The organism is Nostoc sp., from assembly GCF_036917435.1.
Classification (GTDB): domain Bacteria; phylum Cyanobacteriota; class Cyanobacteriia; order Cyanobacteriales; family Nostocaceae; genus Nostoc.
This window is the reverse complement of record NZ_JBALDM010000031.1, coordinates 287,997-307,854: the sequence shown is the minus strand read 5'-3', so window position 1 is coordinate 307,854 and position 19,858 is coordinate 287,997. Positions and strand designations below refer to the sequence as shown.

Below are 19,858 nucleotides of genomic sequence, written 5' to 3'. Positions count from 1 at the left end.
GCAATCATGAACAAGAAAATTTATTTGATGCCTAAATTATAACTGTCACAATCCGATTATCTTGATGATGCAATGTTTTGGTTTGACTAAGATATCCCACTTGTGGTATGGAGAAACAGCCAAGATTTGATAGATATAATAGTTACTGGCTCGTTTGTTGGTTGTGCAGAGCATTGCCTCAACTAAAGTTGCACCCTAGTCAAGAATACAAGCGTTTCAAAGCTACCAAGGAAATCGCTTAAACTAATAAAATTTTGGTAACTCTTAACTATTAATAAATATATTTAAGTGCTTAGTGCTTTAATGCTTTATATTTAGCGACAGGGTGGTACAAACAGCCACTCACGTTGAAATATTTAGGAGGCAGTACCCACCAGAAGCAACTCATGCTTTGATACCACCACTATATAGTGTAAGTTAAGGTTAAGTCGATATTCAAACGAATAATTTTTGCTGAATTGCGACAGATAAAGACTAAACTAAAAAGTCTTGTGCAGCAAAACCTGTAGCTTTAAATGAAGTAATCATGTCTAAGGTTCTTGTCTCAGATTCTATTGACCAAGCTGGAATTGACATTCTTTCGCAAGTTGCTACCGTTGATGTCAAACTAGGACTAAAACCAGCCCAACTGCTCGAAATTATTGGTGAGTATGACGCGCTGATGATTCGTTCTAGTACACGCGTCACTCAAGAAATCATTGAAGCTGGCACTCAGCTAAAAATCATCGGCCGTGCTGGCGTGGGTGTGGATAATGTGGATGTCCCGGCTGCCACACGTCGGGGAATTGTAGTAGTCAATTCTCCAGAGGGAAATACAATTGCCGCCGCCGAACACGCACTAGCAATGATTTTGGCTTTATCTCGCCACATCCCTGATGCTAACGCCTCGGTGAAACGCGGTGCGTGGGATCGCAATAGCTTTGTCGGCGCGGAAGTCTACAAAAAAACTCTCGGCGTTGTCGGTTTGGGTAAAATTGGCTCCCATGTTGCGGCTGTAGCTAAGACAATGGGGATGAAACTCCTAGCTTATGACCCTTTTATTTCTACGGAAAGAGCCGAACAGCTTGGCTGTCAGTTGGTGGAGTTAGATTTACTCTTCCAGCAAGCAGACTATATCACTCTACATATCCCCAAAACCCCAGAAACTACCCACTTAATCAATGCCACAACCTTGGCAAAGATGAAACCCACAGCCCGGATTATTAACTGCGCTCGTGGTGGGATCATTGATGAAGTAGCTTTAGCAGCAGCTTTGAAAGCGGGTAAGATTGGGGGTGCAGCCTTGGATGTGTTCGAGTCAGAACCATTGGGTGAATCGGAATTGCGATCGCTAGGCAAAGAAGTTATCCTCACTCCCCACTTGGGAGCCTCTACCGCAGAAGCTCAAGTAAATGTGGCTATTGATGTTGCCGAACAAATTCGGGATGTCCTTTTAGGACTACCAGCGCGTTCAGCCGTCAACATTCCCGGACTCGGCCCTGATGTGTTGGAAGAACTCAAACCCTACATGCAACTAGCAGAAACTCTAGGTAATCTAGTAGGACAGCTAGCTGGCGGACGGGTGGAAGTACTCAATATTCGACTGCAAGGGGAACTCGCTACTAACAAAAGTCAGCCTTTGATCGTAGCTGCCCTGAAAGGACTACTTTACCAAGCTTTGCGAGAACGGGTAAATTACGTCAATGCCAGCATAGAAGCCAAAGAACGCGGAATTCGGGTAATTGAAACCCGTGATGCTTCCATCAGAGACTATGCTGGAACGCTTCATCTAGAAGCCACGGGTACTTTAGGTACTCACTCTGTCACAGGTGCTTTGCTGGGTGAACGGGAAATCCACCTAACCGATGTTGACGGTTTCCCCATTAATGTCCCACCCAGCAAATATATGCTATTTACCCTACACCGCGATATGCCGGGGATTATCGGCAAACTTGGTTCCCTACTCGGCAGTTTTAATGTGAATATTGCCAGTATGCAAGTAGGTCGTAAAATCGTCCGTGGTGATGCGGTAATGGCTCTGAGTATAGATGATCCTTTACCTGAAGGTATTTTGGATGAAATTATAAAAGTCCCGGGTATTCGGGACGCTTATACAGTAACACTTTAGGAGTCAGGAGTCAGGAGCCAGGAGTCAAAAGAAATAATTCTTCCTGACTCCTGAATTCTGACTCCTGTTAGCGGTAGCGGGGCGTTCAGCCCATTCTGAAAGATGGCAAACACCTGGTGGGAACTACAGATTTTATGTGAGCCAGACCTAGAAGATTCGATCTTTTGGCGACTGGAAGATTTTGGCTGTCGTGGGACAGCTAGTGAAAACAAAGGAAATTCATCTTTAGTAAGGGCTTATTTATCGACAATTCAAACACAGCTACTAGATTTGGCAGCGCTGTCACTGTGGCTGCGTCAAGATGCCCTTTGTATAGGAGTTTCATCTCCCTCTCTGCAATGGCAGTTAATTGATGAGGAAGATTGGGCAACTAGTTGGAAACAATATTGGCATCCGCAAGAAATTGGCGATCGCTTCCTAATTAACCCCGCGTGGCTACCATTACCAGAAACAACGGAACGGTTAGTGATTCGTCTTGACCCAGGTGTAGCATTTGGTACGGGCAACCATGCCACAACTCAGCTATGTTTAGAATCCCTGGAAATGCGGCTAAGTGGGGTTTCTCAATCGTTTGTAGGTAATAGTGGCAAACATGAACATCTGGTAATTGCAGACATCGGCTGTGGTTCTGGTATCCTTTCCATTGGGGCGTTGCTACTGGGAGCCGAAAAAGTCTATGCAGTAGATAACGATCCTTTAGCGGTGCAATCAACTATCAGCAATGGTTCCCTAAATGACATTGGCTCAGAACGTTTACTATCAGCACTGGGGAGTGTAGACGTTTTGACAAAACTGCTTGAAAAACCAGTGGACGGTATTGTTTGCAATATTTTGGCTAATGTAATTATTGAGTTGATTCCAGAAATGAGTGCGATCGCAAAACCTGAAACTTGGGCGATATTCAGTGGTATTTTACTAGAACAATCTAAAGCTGTTGCTGACGCTTTAGAAAAACATGGTTGGGTCGTTGCTACCCTGTGGAAACGAAAAGAATGGTGTTGCTTGAATGTACGGCGTTCTTAACCTAGGCAAAACTATACAGTGTAGGGGCAATTCATGAATTGCCCCTACATGAAAATGAAGGTTTCAGCTATGATTTGCGTAAGTCTTGTAAAAAAAGGAATGATGCGTTTTAACATTATTCGACTTAAGTATAAGTAATCAAGTAATCTGAAGTGAGATAGAGCGTATTGCGGGTAAATCAAGTACACCGGTAGGGGCACAACATGTTGTGCCCCTACGATGATCTGTACCTCACCAAGTTGCAATCTGAAGTGACATAATATATAGATTACCCACTATTGACTTTTGAAACCAGCGATGAAACAACGGCTACAAATCCACAAAAAAGCTGACTCATCCGCTTCTAAGTCAGAGCAAGGTGAGTTGCAATCGCACCTGTTAGCTACTCACTCTCAACTTGGCTCCCACAAGCCTATAGTACAGGCAAAAGTTGAGAATCAGGAATTTCAACAGCATCAGTTTGAGGCAACAAAACTCCAAATCCAAGCCAAGCATGGCACTATCACGCCAGAGGGAAAGGAACGACTCACTGTATTACAGGCAAAGATGAATGAGTCATTGCAGCAAGGCAAGGAACACTCTTTCCGGTTTGGTCATAACATTGACAAAATGGCGATCAAACGTGCTAATAGTGTTTCACTGGAACAAATGCAACCTCTGCGGGAACAACTAATACAGCCAAAACTCACTATTGGTCAACCAGAAGATCAGTATGAGCAAGAAGCGGATAGAGTTGCTATTTCTGTAGTCAATCAAATTAATCCACCTACTTTGCAAAACCAGGAAGGACAGCAGACAAACCTACCAGGTAATAGCAACGAACAAGCAAGCTCTAAACAAACATTAGCAGCAGATAAAAAACAAAAATTTTTACAGGATTACTCACTAGCCAAAACATTAGTAAATGGCATAGACGACACATTACCAGAAGATAAAATCCTGGAACAACTCTTCAAAAACTTTGGAAATATCCAATTTCAATACACAATGGTGAGCAAGAGCCAAGAAACTCTCTTAAAAGGCTCTCCAGAAGGAGATTGTCAGACATTAGCCCGTGCTTTTAAAAAAGTTGCAGAGGAATATTTTGGCATCCAAAAAATAACAGTTGAAAGCATTGTCAAACCTTTTTTGAGTGAAGCTGGAGTTACACCATACCAAGGTAAAAAACCAAATTGTGATGATGGAAAGCGGTGGTTCTTCCAAAACCATTATTGGGCTAGCTGGAACGGAAAAGTTTACGATGTCTTATTCCTCAGCCATAAACGAACTGAAGCAGATATGGCAAAACAGGTGCAACCACTTACATCTATGTTGATGCCTGAGCAAGAGTACTATGAAACAGAAAAAGGAAAGGTTGTATACCCAATCATCAATAAGTACTCTACTGTAGACATTAGTATATTTGAGAAGCTAAAAAACTTTGTTAATAATCTTGGTAGATTTTTCTCTGACAATATGAGTGCGATAATAAATAAAATTCAGTCTTTATTAGCCAAAGGTGGAAATAACACTAGTGGTTTTGATTCTTTAATGAGAGAACTAGAAAACGACAAAACCAGGACTGGGATCTCAAACAATCAAAATGAATAATTTTAGACCGACATAACTCAATAAGGTTCAATCAAGACTAATTTAATATGAAGCTGCAATTTATTCACGTAGGGGCAATTCATGAATTGCCCCTACGACGGATGTGGTTTTTCAAACCATCCATATTTAGTCTTTCCTCTCAATGCGTAAGTCCTAAAGAAGAGAATTTCCCTGAGATTTACGTTTATAGAGAGATGTAGAACTGCTTATAATTCGTTACAAATGGAGAGAGGCTTTACAAGATGGTGTCAAGTAATGGCAGACAAACCCCAACCAGAAATAGTAGTCGATAAATCTGTTAATTCATCCAAAGAAACTTCAGAAATCAAAATCCAGGCTCAATCATCAGTAGAAAATGAACCGTCTGCATTAGAGTCTTTTATTACAACTGTTGCTCAGACTGGCAAAGCAGTTTTAGACACAGCAGTAGAAGCAGGAGAAGCGACAGCAAAACAAACACACAAGTTCATTGAGGAAACAACTCAAAGTAGTGGACAAATTGTGAATCGCCTGAGCGAAAATTGGCTAATTAGAAAACTATCTGGAGTATTAAATCTAAATTGGCTAATTACTGATACTAACCTTGTTGATTTAGAAAAAGCAGAAGCGGCGGTAAATAAGCTCAAGCAAAAGTATCCCAATGAATTACCCAGCCAGATTGCTCACCGAATCATGGTTGAAAAAGCAACTCATGCAGCCACGGTTGGACTAGCAACTAGTATTTTGCCAGGAATAGCAGTTGCATTGTTAGCAATTGATTTAACAGCGACAACCAAATTGCAATCAGAAATGCTTTATCAAATTGCATCTGTCTATGGGCTAGATTTAAAAGATCCTGCGCGGAAAGGTGAAATTTTGGCAATTTTTGGTCTGGCTTTGGGTGGAGGCCGTCTTTTGAAAGCTGCGGGATTAGGTTTGCTGCGAAATGTACCCTTGGCGGGTGCAGTGATTGGAGCTAGTTCAAATGCGACAATGATCTATTCATTGGGGTATGCTGCTTGTCGATTTTACCAAGCCAAGCTAGATGAATCTACTTCTCTAGCATCGCCACAGACATTGGCAACATTAAAAGCAGAGAGTGAAAAGTATCTCGAAAGTGCGATCGCTCAAGAAGCCATTATGGATCAAATTTTAGTTCACATGATCCTTGCTAGCCATCCAGACAAGACTTTGGAAGAAATTTTGCCAGAATTACAAGCTGTAAAACTCAGTCCTACTTCGTTGGATGCTATTGCCCAAAATATCAAATCACCAAAGTCTTTAAATATACTGCTCAATCAGATGAATCGGGATTTTGCCATACCCTTGCTGGCTCAGTGTAAAAAAATTGCCCAGCTTGACAATAAGATTACACCACCAGAGCAAGAAATAATCGCAGCGATCGCCCGTAAATTTGATCTTGATACAAATTGAATTGGGGAATGGGGAATGGGGAATAGGGCAATAGGGAAAGAAGTAGGATGTAAAAGAATGGAGTTCTGTAGGTGGATTCACGAAGATCAAAGACTCCTTAACGGAGTAGTATTTATGCAAATTCACTAGATTATAGCTACTGACCCCAATTCCCAATGCCCAATGCCCAATGCCCAATTCCCAATTCCCAATGCCCAATGCCCAATTCCCAATGCCCAATTCCCAATGCCCAATGCCCAATTCCCAATGCCCAATGCCCAATGCCCAATGCCCAATTCCCAATTCCCAATTCCCCACACCATGAAACAAGAATTTTGAGCAATACTGGTACAGGAAGGAATATTTACATAAAATCCCAAAATGACAATTCAACCTAGTGATAAGCCTTTGCTAGAGTGGGCAGGCGATAGTTTGGCAATTGGATTATTTGAAGATGCGGTGGAGTTAACTGGAGAACTAGCAACTTTAGATCAAAAGTTTTCTGGGGTATTAAAAGAACTAATTGCAGAAGAAGAATTTAAAGGTAAAGCCAACAGTACTATTTTCACTCGTGTAAATGCTGGTAGCCCAGTGCGTAAATTGATTCTGGTAGGTTTAGGTAAAGCAGATGCACTAAAACTCGACACTTTGCGACGCGCGGCGGCGGCTGTAGCTAGGGTAGGAAAAAAGCAAAAGAGCAAAATTCTGGGATTTAGTTTTCCATTATGGAATAACGATCCAGCAGCCAGCGCTCAAGCGATCGCAGAAGGTGTAGAATTAGCGCTCTACCAAGATATTCGCTTTAAATCAGAACCAGAAGATAAAGGATCGCAAATCGAAAGCGTAGATTTACTAGGTTTCGGTGGACAAGAAGCCGCCATTACCCGCGCCAATCAAATCGTTTCTGGGGTAAATTTGGCACGGCAGTTAGTAGCAGCGCCAGCCAACGCCGTCACACCAATTACTTTAGCCGAAACTGCTCAAGCGATCGCAAAGGAGTACGGTTTACAAGTAGAAATTCTGGAAAAAGAAGACTGTGAAAGGTTGGGAATGGGTGCTTTTTTGGGAGTATCACAAGGTTCCGAGTTGCCACCTAAATTTATTCACCTGACTTACAAGCCAGAAGGTACACCCAAAAAGAAACTAGCAATTATTGGCAAAGGTGTAACCTTTGATTCCGGCGGACTGAATATCAAAGGTGCTGGTAGCGGCATCGAAACCATGAAAATTGATATGGGCGGTGCAGCAGCTACTTTGGGCGCAGCAAAAGCAATTGCTCAAATTAAGCCAGATGTTGAGGTTCACTTTATCTCGGCGGTGGCTGAAAACATGATTAGCGGTCGCGCCATGCACCCTGGAGACATTCTCACCGCATCAAATGGTAAAACAATCGAAGTGAACAACACCGACGCTGAAGGGCGTTTAACCTTAGCAGATGCCTTGGTGTATGCCGATAAATTGGGATTAAATGCGATCGTAGATTTAGCCACCCTAACCGGTGCCAACGTCATTGCCTTGGGTGAGGATATAGCTGGTTTGTACACTCCCGACGATGACGTAGCTTCCCAGATTGAGAAAGCTGCCCAAACTTCAGGAGAGAAGATTTGGCGGATGCCAATGGAAGAAAAATATTTTGAAGGGCTAAAGTCTGGCATTGCGGACATGAAAAATACAGGCCCGCGTCCAGGTGGTTCCATTACCGCTTCCCTTTTCCTCAAGCAATTTGTAAAAGAGACACCTTGGGCGCACTTAGATATTGCCGGCCCAGTGTGGACAGATAAAGAAAATGGCTACAACAGCGCAGGTGCAACAGGCTACGGCGTTCGGATGCTGGTTAGCTGGGTATTAGGGGCAGAGGAGTAGGGCATTGGGCATTGGGCATGGGGCATGGGGAAGGGAGCAGTGGGAGCAGAATTAATAACCAATTCCCAATTCTCAATTCCCAATTCTCAATGCCCCACTCCCAAATTCGTGCTATCTTGAGCTTGCCAGCAAAAATTGTTGCAATAGTAACAAAAATAGTTTGGCAATGAGAAAGTTAAGCTTTTTCGGGCATTGCCATCTGGTAAAATTTATAAGGTTTCTAAAAGCTCTGAGCAATGGGATCGACTCGCGTAAGGATCGCAATTGACGCAATGGGAGGGGATCGCGCACCCGGTGAAATCGTTGCTGGCGCACTGCGAGCAAGGGAAGAATTGGGTGTAGATATATTACTAGTTGGCGATCCCCAACAAATAGAAGCTGCCTTGCCACCAAAAACAAATTTAGGGCAGGTGGAGATCGTTCCATCTGAGGAAGCGATCGCAATGGATGAGGAGCCTTTAAATGCAGTTAGACGCAAACGCAAGGCTTCTATCAATGTGGCGATGGATTTAGTTAAGCAGCAAAAGGCAGATGCCGTATTTTCTGCCGGTCACTCTGGGGCAGCAATGGCATCAGCTTTGCTACGCTTAGGGCGATTACCGGGAATTGATCGTCCAGCAATTGGGACTGTTTTTCCGACAATTGTTGCTGGCAAGCCAGTGTTAGTACTTGATGTCGGCGCAAATGTAGATTGCCGTCCGAAGTTTTTAGAGCAGTTCGCCGTCATGGGATCGGCTTACAGCCAGTATGTCTTAGGTACAACCGAACCGAAAGTAGGTTTGTTGAATATTGGTGAAGAAGACTCTAAGGGTAATGATGCAGCCGTCCGCGCCCACCAACTGCTCCGCGAAAATTCTCAAATTAATTTTATTGGCAATGCCGAAGGGCGTGATGTGCTTTCCGGTAACTTTGATGTGATTGTCTGCGATGGCTTTGTGGGCAACGTACTATTAAAATTTGCCGAAGCAGTTGGAGAAGTAATTCTGCAAATTCTGCGCGAAGAATTACCCCAAGGATTGCATGGTCAAATTGGTTCAGCAATCTTAAAACCAAACCTGAAGCGAGTTAAGCAGCGAATGGATCACGCAGAACATGGTGGTGCTTTGCTCTTAGGCGTGGCAGGAGTTTGTTTTATCGGTCACGGTAGCTCACAAGCACCTTCAGTTTTTAATGCAATTCGCATGGCCAAAGAAGCCGTTGATAACCAGGTAATACAACGAATTCAGTCCCAATATATCCTAGAGCGCGAGGGCGGTTAGTCATTGGTCATTGGTCATTAGTCATTAGTCATTAGTCATTTGCAAAGGACAACTCACAAACAGAGAAGTTTGAGCAGCGACTCCCGGCGATAAAAACTTTGGAGACAAATGACAAAGGACAAATGACAAGGGACAAATGACAAAAGACAAATGACAAAAAGCTAATAGCTTGGGAGATGAGGAGTGCAAAACTTAGGCGTAGCAATTACTGGAAGTGGCTCGGCAGTACCAGCAACTTTTCTACACAACCAGACATTGAGTGAACTAGTTGAAACATCAGATGAGTGGATTTCCACAAGAACAGGAATTCGTCAACGACGATTAGCCACAACATCTGAGTCATTGAGTGGACTTGCTACTGCCGCCAGCAGTCAAGCGATCGCAGCTTCAGGAATTAGACCAGAAGACCTAGACCTGATTCTGCTAGCGACTTCCACCCCTGACGATTTGTTTGGCAGTGCTTGCCAAGTACAGGCGCAATTAGGAGCCACCAACGCAGTAGCCTTTGACTTAACGGCAGCCTGCTCTGGCTTTGTGTTTGGTCTAGTTACAGCAGCCCAGTATATTAGAACAGGTGTTTATAAAAACGTCCTGTTGATCGGGGCAGATATCCTCTCTCGCTGGGTGGATTGGGAAGACCGACGCACTTGTGTATTATTCGGCGATGGTGCAGGGGCAGTAGTATTACAGGCTGACAAAAGCGATCGCTTATTAGGATTTGCCCTTAAAAGTGATGGCACTCAAAATCATCACCTCAACCTTGCTTATGCAGGCGCTTCCCAAGAACTGCTCCCCGGTGTAAATATTACTAAAGGCACTTATCAACCTATTACTATGAACGGCAAAGAAGTGTACCGCTTTGCTGTCCAAAAAGTGCCAGAAATCATAGATAAAGCGTTATTTCAAGCCAACCTCAGCGTTGATCAAATAGATTGGCTAGTGTTACATCAAGCCAATCAGCGCATTATCGATGCTGTTGCCCAACGCCTGAATATCCCAGAACATAAAGTTATAAGTAATCTTGCCCAGTATGGTAATACCTCAGCTGCTTCCATTCCCTTAGCTTTAGATGAAGCAGTACGACAAGGTAAAATTAAACCCAATGACATCATTGCTACATCCGGTTTTGGTGCCGGTCTTACCTGGGGTGCAGCAATTTTTCAATGGGGAAGATAAATATTTTGTCATTAGTTATTTGTCATTAGTCCTTAGTTAATGACCAATGACCACTGACGAATGACCACCGACAAATGACCACTGACTAATGACTAATGACTAAAACTGCATGGGTGTTTCCCGGACAAGGTTCTCAAGTATTGGGAATGGGAATAGATTTATTAGATATACCTGCCGCTAAAGACAAATTTGCCCAAGCGGAGGACATTTTAGGCTGGTCTGTAACCGAAATCTGTCAAAATCAAGAAGCAAAGTTATCACAGACGCTATATACTCAGCCAATTCTTTATGTGGTGGAAACCATTATTGCCGATCTTCTTCGAGAACGAGGACACCAGCCAGATTTAGTTGCTGGTCACAGTTTGGGAGAATATTCTGCCCTTTATGTAGCGGGTGTCTTTGAGTGGTCAGCTGGTTTATATCTAGTAAAGCGTCGTGCAGAACTCATGGATAATGCCGTCGGTGGAATGATGGCGGCTTTAATTAACTTTGACCGCGAACAGTTGGAAAAAGTCATTGCCGAAAACCCTGATGTAGTACTAGCAAATGATAATAGCTCGACTCAGGTGGTAATTTCAGGTACGGCTGAGGCTGTACAAGCGGTGATGACTCAAGTTAAAGCCAAGCGTGCTATTCCCCTAAAAGTTTCTGGAGCATTTCATTCACATTTAATTGCACCTGCGGCTACAGAATTCCAAGACATTTTAGACTCTGTGGTATTTCAACCAGCTACAGTGCCAGTGTTGTCTAATGCAGAACCAATTCCGTCTATTGATGCTGAGATTTTAAAGCAACGGCTGAACAAACAAATGACTGGTTCTGTAAGATGGCGAGAAATTTCTCTGCAATTACCAGCCAACGATATCCAGCGAGTAATAGAAGTTGGCCCTGGTAAAGTTTTAACTGGCTTGATTAAACGTAGTAGCCCTGACTTAATATTAGAAAATATCCAGGGTGCTGCTCATTTACCTGTTTAAGAATTCCCTGTTTTTATAGCAAAACAACATTTAGAGGAATTCTGGAGGTAAAAACTATTAAATCTAATTACTGCGAATAAAAGACTTACTTTGGAAACACTTGCTACAAACGCGAAGCAATCATAAAATTAGCTTTGATTGGTAGGGTTATGACAAATTCTGCACTCTTTCCTAGTGTGGAATTACAATGAAGTTTACCTTGATGTAGTTCAGTCACAATTTGATAGCTAATAGTTAAACCTAATCCAGATCCTTTACCTACATCTTTAGTGGTGAAAAAGGGATCGAATAACCTTTGGAGAACTGTATCTGTAATTCCAAGACCATTATCCGTGATGGAAATCATGATTTCTTTTTCAGATAAGCTAGTCTGAATCCAAATTGTGTTGGGATGTGAAGCAATTTCTGTAGCCAGGCGCTGCTGATTTGCATCTTCTAAGGCATCAATTGCATTAGATAAAATATTCATAAATACCTGATTGAGTTGTCCTGGGTAGCAGATCGCTGGAGGCAAATTACTATAGTTTTTTATCACTTCTATTGCTGGACGCTGTGGTTGCTCTTTCAGACGATGCTGCAAAATTAATAAAGTACTATCAATGCCTTCATGAATATCAACCGCCTTAAATTCAGCTTCATCTAAACGGGAGAAATTGCGGAGCGATCGCACAATTTCCCGAATGCGATTAGTGCCAACTTTCATCGAAGACAGCATCTTGGGTAAATCATCTCGAATAAATTCCAGATCCAACTCTTTAGCCTCAGCTTGAATTTCAGCCACTGGATTAGAATAGTGATACTGATACAGTTGGATAAATTCCAACAAATCTTCGGCGTAATTTTCTATATGGGTAAGGTTGCCGTGAATGAAGTTAACAGGATTATTTATCTCATGTGCCACACCTGCCACCAATTGCCCCAAGGCTGACATTTTTTCACTTTGGATCATCTGGATTTGAGTCCGACGTAGTTCTTCAAGTGTTTTTTGTAACGTTGTTGTCCGCTCCTCAACCCGTAGCTCTAAGGCATTATTTACCTGTTCTAATTGAATGAAAGAAGTCTTTAACTGACTTGCCATGCTGTTGAAAGAACTGGCCAGTCCTCCCAATTCATCCTGTCGCGTGGTATCGAGAGCGATCGCAAAGTCACCGTCAGCAAGTTGGTTACTAGCTGCGGTTAATTGCTGGAGGGGTTTAGCGATTTGCTGGTGCAACACCGACAAGAGCAACAACACTTCAACCAGCAGCGCCACTGCACCAGAAATTAAAATAAACTGAGCCATATCCCATGCTTCCCCCGATAGCAGTGATTTGGGATAGACTGTGACAAAATACCAATCTGGGCCTTGTAAGCGAGTCACTGCTAAGTATTCACGGTCTTGGCTATTTTCCAGGACGTGGGTTTTTGGTTGAGCCTTTGTCACTAGCTGAAAAATGCGGTTGAGATGAGGATCGTTGATTGTATCGATTTTTAATTGACCTTGAGCTTGCTGAATTTGGGCAGTCCGGTCGGGATGGACAATTAAACGACCATCTGAGCGAAAAATTAGATTGTAAGTACCCGGTAATTGATCCTGGATTGTATGCTCCATCAAATCGGTTAAGACCACATCGTGTCCTACAACGCCCAAGAAGCGATCGCCCTCATAAACTGGTACAATTGCCGAAACCATCCAGAGATTAATACTTGGATCGAGATAAACACCTGTCCACTGCGGCGATCGAGACGGGTTATGCTGAGGATCAGCAATATAGAAATATTCATCTTTCGGCATGTATAGATCAGACGGTGTTTGAAACGCAATCGGCAGCCCTTTCCAATAGTTAACCCCGACATTTTCTGGTGTAACAAAATAGGTATCGACAAACCGATTAGACCAAGCAGATCCGTAGGCACTAATCAGTGTGTTAGCTGTGAGTAGGCGCTGCTTTAGTTCTTCAGTAACTTGCACATTTCGACCAATGAATGCTCCGGCATATCGAGTAGAATCAAAGTCTTTGAGCGGTCGATTTTGGGGAAAATTGCGTTTAGTACCATCGTTCCAAGAAAAATACTGCCGCTCAAATTCAGTATGGAAATCAATATTAGTGGGTTGCTTGAATTCTTGTAAAATGCGATCGCGCAGCAAAGTGAGGTTATCCTGTGCGAGTTTAAAGATACTGCTTTCTTGCTCTCCCCGTCCACTGATGTACTTTTCTAGCTGGACTTGGGTCTGGGCTTCTAAACGGGATATGACATGGATATAACTTACCCCAGCAGACACGAGTACCACTGCGGTTACTCGCAGTGCCATATTCATTAGTGTTTTGTGGGTAAGCGAGGTAGGGCGATTCTTAACTAAACGGTCACACCACTGTTTCTGAAGGGTTTGTCTAAATTGGGTAAGCATGGAGTCACAGAGATAAGTGTTTAGGCTGAATATTTCCAGAAAGTTCGTGTGGATATGCTAAATCGGTAGCTGGATCGCAAATTCAGTACCTTCGCCTGGTTTAGAATCTACCTCGATCGCTCCTCCATGTTTCTCTGTGACAATCTGACGCGCGATCGCCAACCCTAATCCCGTCCCTTTCCCTACAGCTTTTGTAGTAAATAAGTGGTCAAAAATCTTTTGTTTCACTTCTTCACTCATTCCCTTACCATTATCAGCAATAGAAATTTTCACGCCTTTATTTTCTAGGGAGGTTTTAATTGTAATTCGGTTAGGATTAGACTTAATCTCATCAAAACTCAGACCAGTATTTGATTCTTCTAGGGCATCAATAGCATTAGCCAGAATATTCATAAATACCTGATTTAATTGCCCCGGAAAGCATTCTAATTTGGGCAAATTTCCATATTCGGTTATAACTTCAATTGCTGGGCGTAGTTCGTTTTCTTTGAGGCGATGTTTCAGAATTAAAATTGTACTTTCGATACCTTCGTGGATATTAAATGCAACTTTGTAATCTTTGTCACCACGGGAAAAAGTTCTTAAACTAGTGCTGATATTTTTGAGGCGATCGCACGCCATCACCATTGAATCAATAATTTTTGGTAAGTCTTCTAAAGTATAATCCAAGTCAATTTCTTCAGCATGAGCAATAATTTGTTCGCCAGGATTTGGGAGACTTACCTGATATAGTTTCAAGTGTTCAACAATATCAGCAATGCTGGGTTTACTTTGTTTGAGGCTGGCAGAAATAAAGCCCAAAGGATTATTCATTTCATGGGCTACCCCTGCAACTAAATTACCCAGTGCAGACATTTTCTCGCTCTGAACCATTTGTAATTGCGCTTGTTGTAAATATTCTAAAGCTGTTCCGAGTGCTTGAGATTTTTCTGTTACTGCTTCTTCGGCTTGTTTGCGTAAGCGAAGCTCGTCGTAGACATCGCTAATATCAATAGTTGTCCCGACTACGCGATAAACTTTACCCGTCTCATCTTTTAATGGATTGAGTGTGGTTAACAACCAAATTTTCTGGTCGTTAAGTGTTAGACATTCTTCATAAGTGACGGATTTCCCGGTTTGGAAACAATCCAGATATCTTTGCTCGATTGCTGCAACTTCATCAGGAGCGATTAATTCTTGCGGACTTTTACCCAGCACTTCCGAAGCAGGTATACCAATCACTAGTTCGCACGATTTACTCCATCCTGTGTACTCATATCTACCATTATCTCGGATATCAGTTACAAAGATAAGACAGCCGACACCTTCGTAAATACTACTTAAAAACTTTCCTCGTTCGTGGAGATGATTATATAATTGGGCATTTTCTAAAGAAATCGCCGCTTGAGTGCAGAGGAAATTTAACACAGAAAGGCGATCGCTAGTAAATACCCCTTGAGTCAATTGATTTTCTAGGTAAAGAATCCCTACCAAATGTCCTTGATTAATAATCGGGGTACATAATACACTCTTAGGTTGTGAAGAGTGCATATATTCCCCAATCAACCCAATAATATCTGTTTTGCAATTATCTATAACAACTGTTTGCTCGGTATTTTTGACGTAATGGATAATATTTACGGGAATATCTTGACAATTGTCTAGTAATTGTGTTTCGAGGATAGTTTGTATTTCCTCATCCTCAATAAAGGTAATTGCTCGTACTTGCCAAGTGTCATCTTGGGGAAGAATTAGTGCAGATTTCTTCGCGCCAGAGTTTTCTAGGATAATCCGGGTGAGGCTGGCAATAAGTTGATTTAATTCTAGAGAACTGGAAATAACTTGAGCCGCTTTGAGAACAGAGGTAAAATCTAGAACGTCAGAAATACTGGTGCTGCCAGCGCTAGAAGTGCGAGTAGAAGAAGAAGTCCCGCGAAAAGCAATAGTTTCTGAGGGGTTGAGGTTGATTCGTTGCTGTTGCAGGATGGGTTGGAGTAGCTGGGGATAGCGTTTTTCTAAATCTTCTACTTTGGCTTTTGCGCCCCATTTTGCATAGCAGTAGTATGCTTCTTGCATATATACTTGAGCAACTTTTTCTTTGCCCCAGTCTAGGTAAAATTTGGCTGCTAGCTCATTGCTAAGTGCTTCTTCTTGGATGTAGCCGTTTTCTTTGGCGAGGGAGATGGCGCGATCGTAATGTTCAAGTGCTTCTGCTTTATTGCCTAACACTCGTTGTTTTTCAGCCTCAATTAAATGCCATTTATGCAGATAATTCATGGGCGCATTTTGTGCCGATTGATGCACAATACTTTGATGAGTGGCTACAACAGCCAGCATTTCGGCTTGTTCCGATTCTGGCTGGCTAAGGATGAGTGCCAGGTGCGTTAGTGCGGCATAAAAATGGAAAATGGGAATAAAAACCAATCCCGATACAGCCATCAAATAGAACTTGGCTTGGGTGATATAGTCGAGTGCAGCCTGATAATTGCCAAAGTAGTAGGCAAGCAGCAATTTGTAGATATAAGCAACGGCTATCGGCGTGAGGTCGTTATCCAGTTTATGCTTCGGCAGCCTCACTGTTTCATCGTAGGTAGTGCCAATTAAGCAATCTGGTTGGCTCACCGTTTCTGTCAAATGCTGTACCACTTGGCGCACTATATCCAAATGAATATGTGCCGAATCTTGTTTCATCTGAGTTAGGGCAGCACTGTAAGCAGCCAATTCGGATGCCAAACTGTCTAGATCGACACCTGCGAAAAGCGCAATATTCATGCAAGATACTATGTTGTACCCAGCGTTGAGAAAATCACCTGTTTCAATGCCAGCCGTGTACCCATCTTTGAGCGTCGGTATCGTTTCCCTCAGTGCTTGCTGGCGATGTTGGATGAAAGCCCCAAACAGGTTGAGAGTGAGGGACTTTGTTGTTTGCTCTTTCAATCGTTCCAGCAACGAAAGCGCCAATCTACCAAACTCATAGCCTGTTTCAACTTCGCCGAAAAAGGCACACAGCACCATTCCATGAATCGCATATCCTACCATTGAGATGGGTGCATTCCCAAACTGGAGCGATAACTTCACCATAGTTGCACTCAAGAGGGGCAATAACTCTGGCATTCCCTGGATCGCTGCTGGAAATAACGTTCCTAATAGTTGCATTGCGGCTTGGGTGATGCGATCGCTCATCGTGGGTAAATTAACCAAGGTAGACAGATCGTTGCCGCTTTGAAGGCTTGCAATATCTTGTAGAACTTTGGCGACTTGAGCTTCATCGGTTGCATTCGGGAGATCCACTCCTAATTGACTCAGTGCTTCTCTTCCCACAGCGATCGCTTTTAACATTTGGCTGCAAGCTGTTTGTACCGTGATTTTAATTTCGTAAATTTTCACTTTGTCGAAAATTGTCTGCGCCTGCTGCAATACCAATGCTGCTAGCTGTTCCATGCCTTCATAGTCACCATTCAAATAGGCAACTTCCACAGCTGCAACATACAGATTCAAAGTCAATTCATACCGATCTTGCCAGCAGTTTGTCTCTAGTAGCTTAATTCCCGTTTGTAAATAAACCCTGGCTGCTGCGTAAGCTGTAGAGTTTCTCGCCTTCACTCCCGCTTGCAAATTCAGTTTAGCTAATGCAAGGCGATCGCTTGATTGAGTAATTAATTCTTGCCCTAAATTTAAATGTCCAACAATATCAAACAGTTTTTCCTCTTGTTGTATTTGAGAGGAATTTTGTAGAAGTAATTTGCCAATTTTGAGATGAGTTGCTTGTTTTTGGCGATCGGGGATTAGAGAATAGGCAGCTTGTTGCACTCTATCATGCAAGAATCTATACTTTGCTAACTTTTTATTAGTATTTTCATTTGACAGCGCCAATCGATCGGAATCTTCTCCCTGATAAAACTTATAAATATCACTAATAGGTAAAATCAACCCTTCTTGTAAAGATTTCCATAAATTAGCAGCCGTTTCATTTTTCGATTGTTCCGAAACAATCGCCAAATTTGCTAAATCAAATTCATTACCAATACAAGCAGCTAATTGCAACAGATATTGAGTTGATGGAGGCAAATTTCGCAATTGCAATGCCATGAAATGAACAACATTATCTGTAATTGCTTGCTGATTTATTTGCGTCAGATCGCATTGCCAACTTCCTGTAGTTTCACCTTGGTAAGGGAAGGTTGGAGGGATGAATTTAATGAACCCATCTTGATGTAATGCCTTAAGAAACTGGATAGCAAAAAACGGATTGCTTTCAGTCTTTTGAGATATCAGTAGAGAAATAGGTAATGCCGAACTTTCTGCACATTTAAGTGTGTCAGCCACTAATTGATTTACTTGGACTTGACTTAGTGGTGCTAAAGTAATCCTATTAATAGTGGCTTGTGTTTTTTGGATATCATTCAAAGCCAAGATTAACGGATGTTTTGGGTTGACTTCGTTATCACGATAAGCACCAATTAAAAAGAGATAACCTGTATCAGCCATCAATAACTGCATTAACATCAGTGATGCCGAATCAGCCCATTGCAAGTCATCTAAAAACATCACTAATGGATGCGCCTCAGTAGCAAAGACTTGGATAAACTTTTGGAATAATAAATTAAATCGATTTTGGGCAGCAGTTCCTGATAATTCTGTAGTCGGTGGTTGTTGACCAATAATTCGTTCTAATTCCGGGATGACTTCAATAATGACTTGTCCATTCTCACCTACCGCCGCTAAAATCTTGGTTTTAAATTGCAGGATTTGAGCATCGCTTTCTGTTAATAATTGCCCCATTAAATCCCGGAATGCTTGCACAAATGCCGAAAAGGGAATATTTCGCTGAAATTGGTCGTATTTACCTTTGATAAAATAACCACGTTGCCGAACAATAGGTTTATGAACTTCGTTGACAACCGCAGTTTTACCAATACCCGAAAAACCAGCTACCAGCATTATCTCAGTTGCACCAAAACTAACTCTTTCAAATGCTTGAAGTAGGGTTGATACTTCGGTTTCTCGTCCATAGAGTTTATCGGGGATAATAAAGCGATCGCACACATCCCTTTGGGCAATTTGAAAGTTGTTAATTCTACCAGTTTTTTGGAGTTGGGTTAAACAATTTTCTAAATCAAATTTAATTCCTAATGCGCTTTGATAGCGGTCTTCAGGATTTTTAGCCATTAATTTGCTGACAATATCACAAAGAACTTGGGGAATCTCTGTTTCCTGTTTCCCTTTCCCCATTTCCCTTAAATTGGGGGCTGTTTTAGCAATATGACAATGTACTAACTCCATCACATCATTTGATTGAAAGGGTAACTCTCCTGTAAGTAATTCATAGAAAGTTATACCCAAAGAATAGAAGTCAGTGCGGTAATCAATCCCGCGATTCATTCTTCCTGTTTGTTCAGGAGAAATATAACTAAGTGTCCCTTGTAACATATTAGGACTGATGAGCGTTTGAGTTTCCCGTGGTAGTAGGGATGCAATACTAAAGTCAATTAATTTAACTTGTTTGGTTTCTGGATTAATTAAAATATTGGCGGGTTTGATATCTTTGTGAATAATGCGATCGCGGTAGAGTATATCTAAGGTATTGCACAGTGCGATCGCTATTTCTAAAAACTCTTGACCAGACGCGATATATCGCGTCTGGTCGGAAGTCAAATAATCTTTCAGAGAAATCCCCCCAAAGTCTTCCATCACCAACATGTAGCCATTTTCATACGCTTGGAGGCTATAAGTTTGGATGATTAGAGGTGAGTTGAGATTTTTGGCAATAGTGTATTGATTACGAAACTGCAACAGTTCACTAAAAGTAGGATATGGATTTTTCAGCAGTTTAATCACTACAGGTAATGAGTCAGTCTCTCGATACCCTCGATAAACTAGGGTTCTGGAACCATTGTAGAGTTCTTCACCGATCCGATATCCGGGAATACTGACAATAGTGTTAAGCATACTACTAAATCTTTAAAACTTTCAGATTTAGTATTCCCAGATGGGTGAAGCAATTGATATTTACCAAACAGAATTCAGGAGTCAGGAGTCAGAATTCAGCAATGAATTCTTTCCGAGTGGCAGATGAATAAGCGGGTTTAATACCCCCACCCTT

12 protein-coding genes are annotated in these 19,858 nt (G+C 42.2%); 10 read left to right on the top strand and 2 right to left on the bottom strand.

Annotated features, from left to right (window positions below; translation table 11 throughout):
* The first annotated feature begins 526 nt into the window (after positions 1–526).
* The 10 genes from serA to fabD all read left to right on the top strand — a co-directional run bounded on the left by serA (position 527) and on the right by fabD (position 11,387).
* Positions 527–2,107, top strand: coding sequence for a phosphoglycerate dehydrogenase (gene serA, locus V7K98_RS14215; RefSeq protein WP_265273090.1), 1,581 nt, complete (start codon positions 527–529; stop codon positions 2,105–2,107).
* Between the two features lie 102 nt (positions 2,108–2,209).
* Positions 2,210–3,130, top strand: a complete 921-nt coding sequence (prmA, locus tag V7K98_RS14210) for a 50S ribosomal protein L11 methyltransferase (protein WP_335022785.1) — start codon at positions 2,210–2,212, stop codon at positions 3,128–3,130.
* 297 nt (positions 3,131–3,427) lie between these two features.
* A complete protein-coding gene (locus tag V7K98_RS14205; RefSeq protein WP_335022783.1) occupies positions 3,428–4,720 on the top strand; it encodes a hypothetical protein in 1,293 nt (430 codons plus the stop codon).
* Positions 4,721–4,975: 255 nt separating this feature from the next.
* A complete protein-coding gene (locus V7K98_RS14200) occupies positions 4,976–6,133 on the top strand; it encodes an EcsC family protein (RefSeq protein WP_335022781.1) in 1,158 nt (385 codons plus the stop codon).
* Between the two features lie 197 nt (positions 6,134–6,330).
* Positions 6,331–6,510, top strand: a complete 180-nt coding sequence (locus V7K98_RS14195; protein WP_335022779.1) for a hypothetical protein — start codon at positions 6,331–6,333, stop codon at positions 6,508–6,510.
* Complete coding sequence (locus V7K98_RS14190) at positions 6,494–7,975, top strand: leucyl aminopeptidase (RefSeq protein WP_335022777.1); 1,482 nt, start codon at positions 6,494–6,496, stop codon at positions 7,973–7,975. Before V7K98_RS14195 ends, V7K98_RS14190 begins: the two co-directional genes overlap by 17 nt.
* Before the next feature lie 17 nt (positions 7,976–7,992).
* A complete protein-coding gene (locus tag V7K98_RS14185; protein ID WP_335022775.1) occupies positions 7,993–8,145 on the top strand; it encodes a hypothetical protein in 153 nt (50 codons plus the stop codon).
* 66 nt (positions 8,146–8,211) lie between these two features.
* Positions 8,212–9,234 (top strand): phosphate acyltransferase PlsX, encoded by a 1,023-nt coding sequence (plsX, locus tag V7K98_RS14180; protein WP_335022773.1) that lies wholly within the window; start codon positions 8,212–8,214, stop codon positions 9,232–9,234.
* A 183-nt stretch (positions 9,235–9,417) separates the two neighbouring features.
* A complete protein-coding gene (locus tag V7K98_RS14175; RefSeq protein ID WP_335022771.1) occupies positions 9,418–10,410 on the top strand; it encodes a beta-ketoacyl-ACP synthase 3 in 993 nt (330 codons plus the stop codon).
* Positions 10,411–10,505: 95 nt separating this feature from the next.
* On the top strand, positions 10,506–11,387 hold the full coding sequence (gene fabD, locus V7K98_RS14170; RefSeq protein ID WP_335022769.1) for an ACP S-malonyltransferase: 882 nt from the start codon (positions 10,506–10,508) through the stop codon (positions 11,385–11,387).
* Between the two features lie 103 nt (positions 11,388–11,490).
* Here the strand turns inward: fabD and V7K98_RS14165 are convergent, their stop codons facing one another.
* Together V7K98_RS14165 and V7K98_RS14160 are read right to left on the bottom strand one after the other, a co-directional pair.
* Positions 11,491–13,680 carry a sensor histidine kinase gene (locus V7K98_RS14165; RefSeq protein WP_335022767.1) on the bottom strand — a complete coding sequence of 730 codons (2,190 nt, stop codon included), beginning with the start codon at positions 13,678–13,680 and terminating at the stop codon, positions 11,491–11,493.
* 153 nt (positions 13,681–13,833) lie between these two features.
* Positions 13,834–19,704: an AAA family ATPase gene (locus tag V7K98_RS14160; protein ID WP_335022765.1), complete on the bottom strand. Its 5,871-nt coding sequence runs from the start codon at positions 19,702–19,704 to the stop codon at positions 13,834–13,836.
* Between the last annotated feature and the right edge of the window lie 154 nt (positions 19,705–19,858).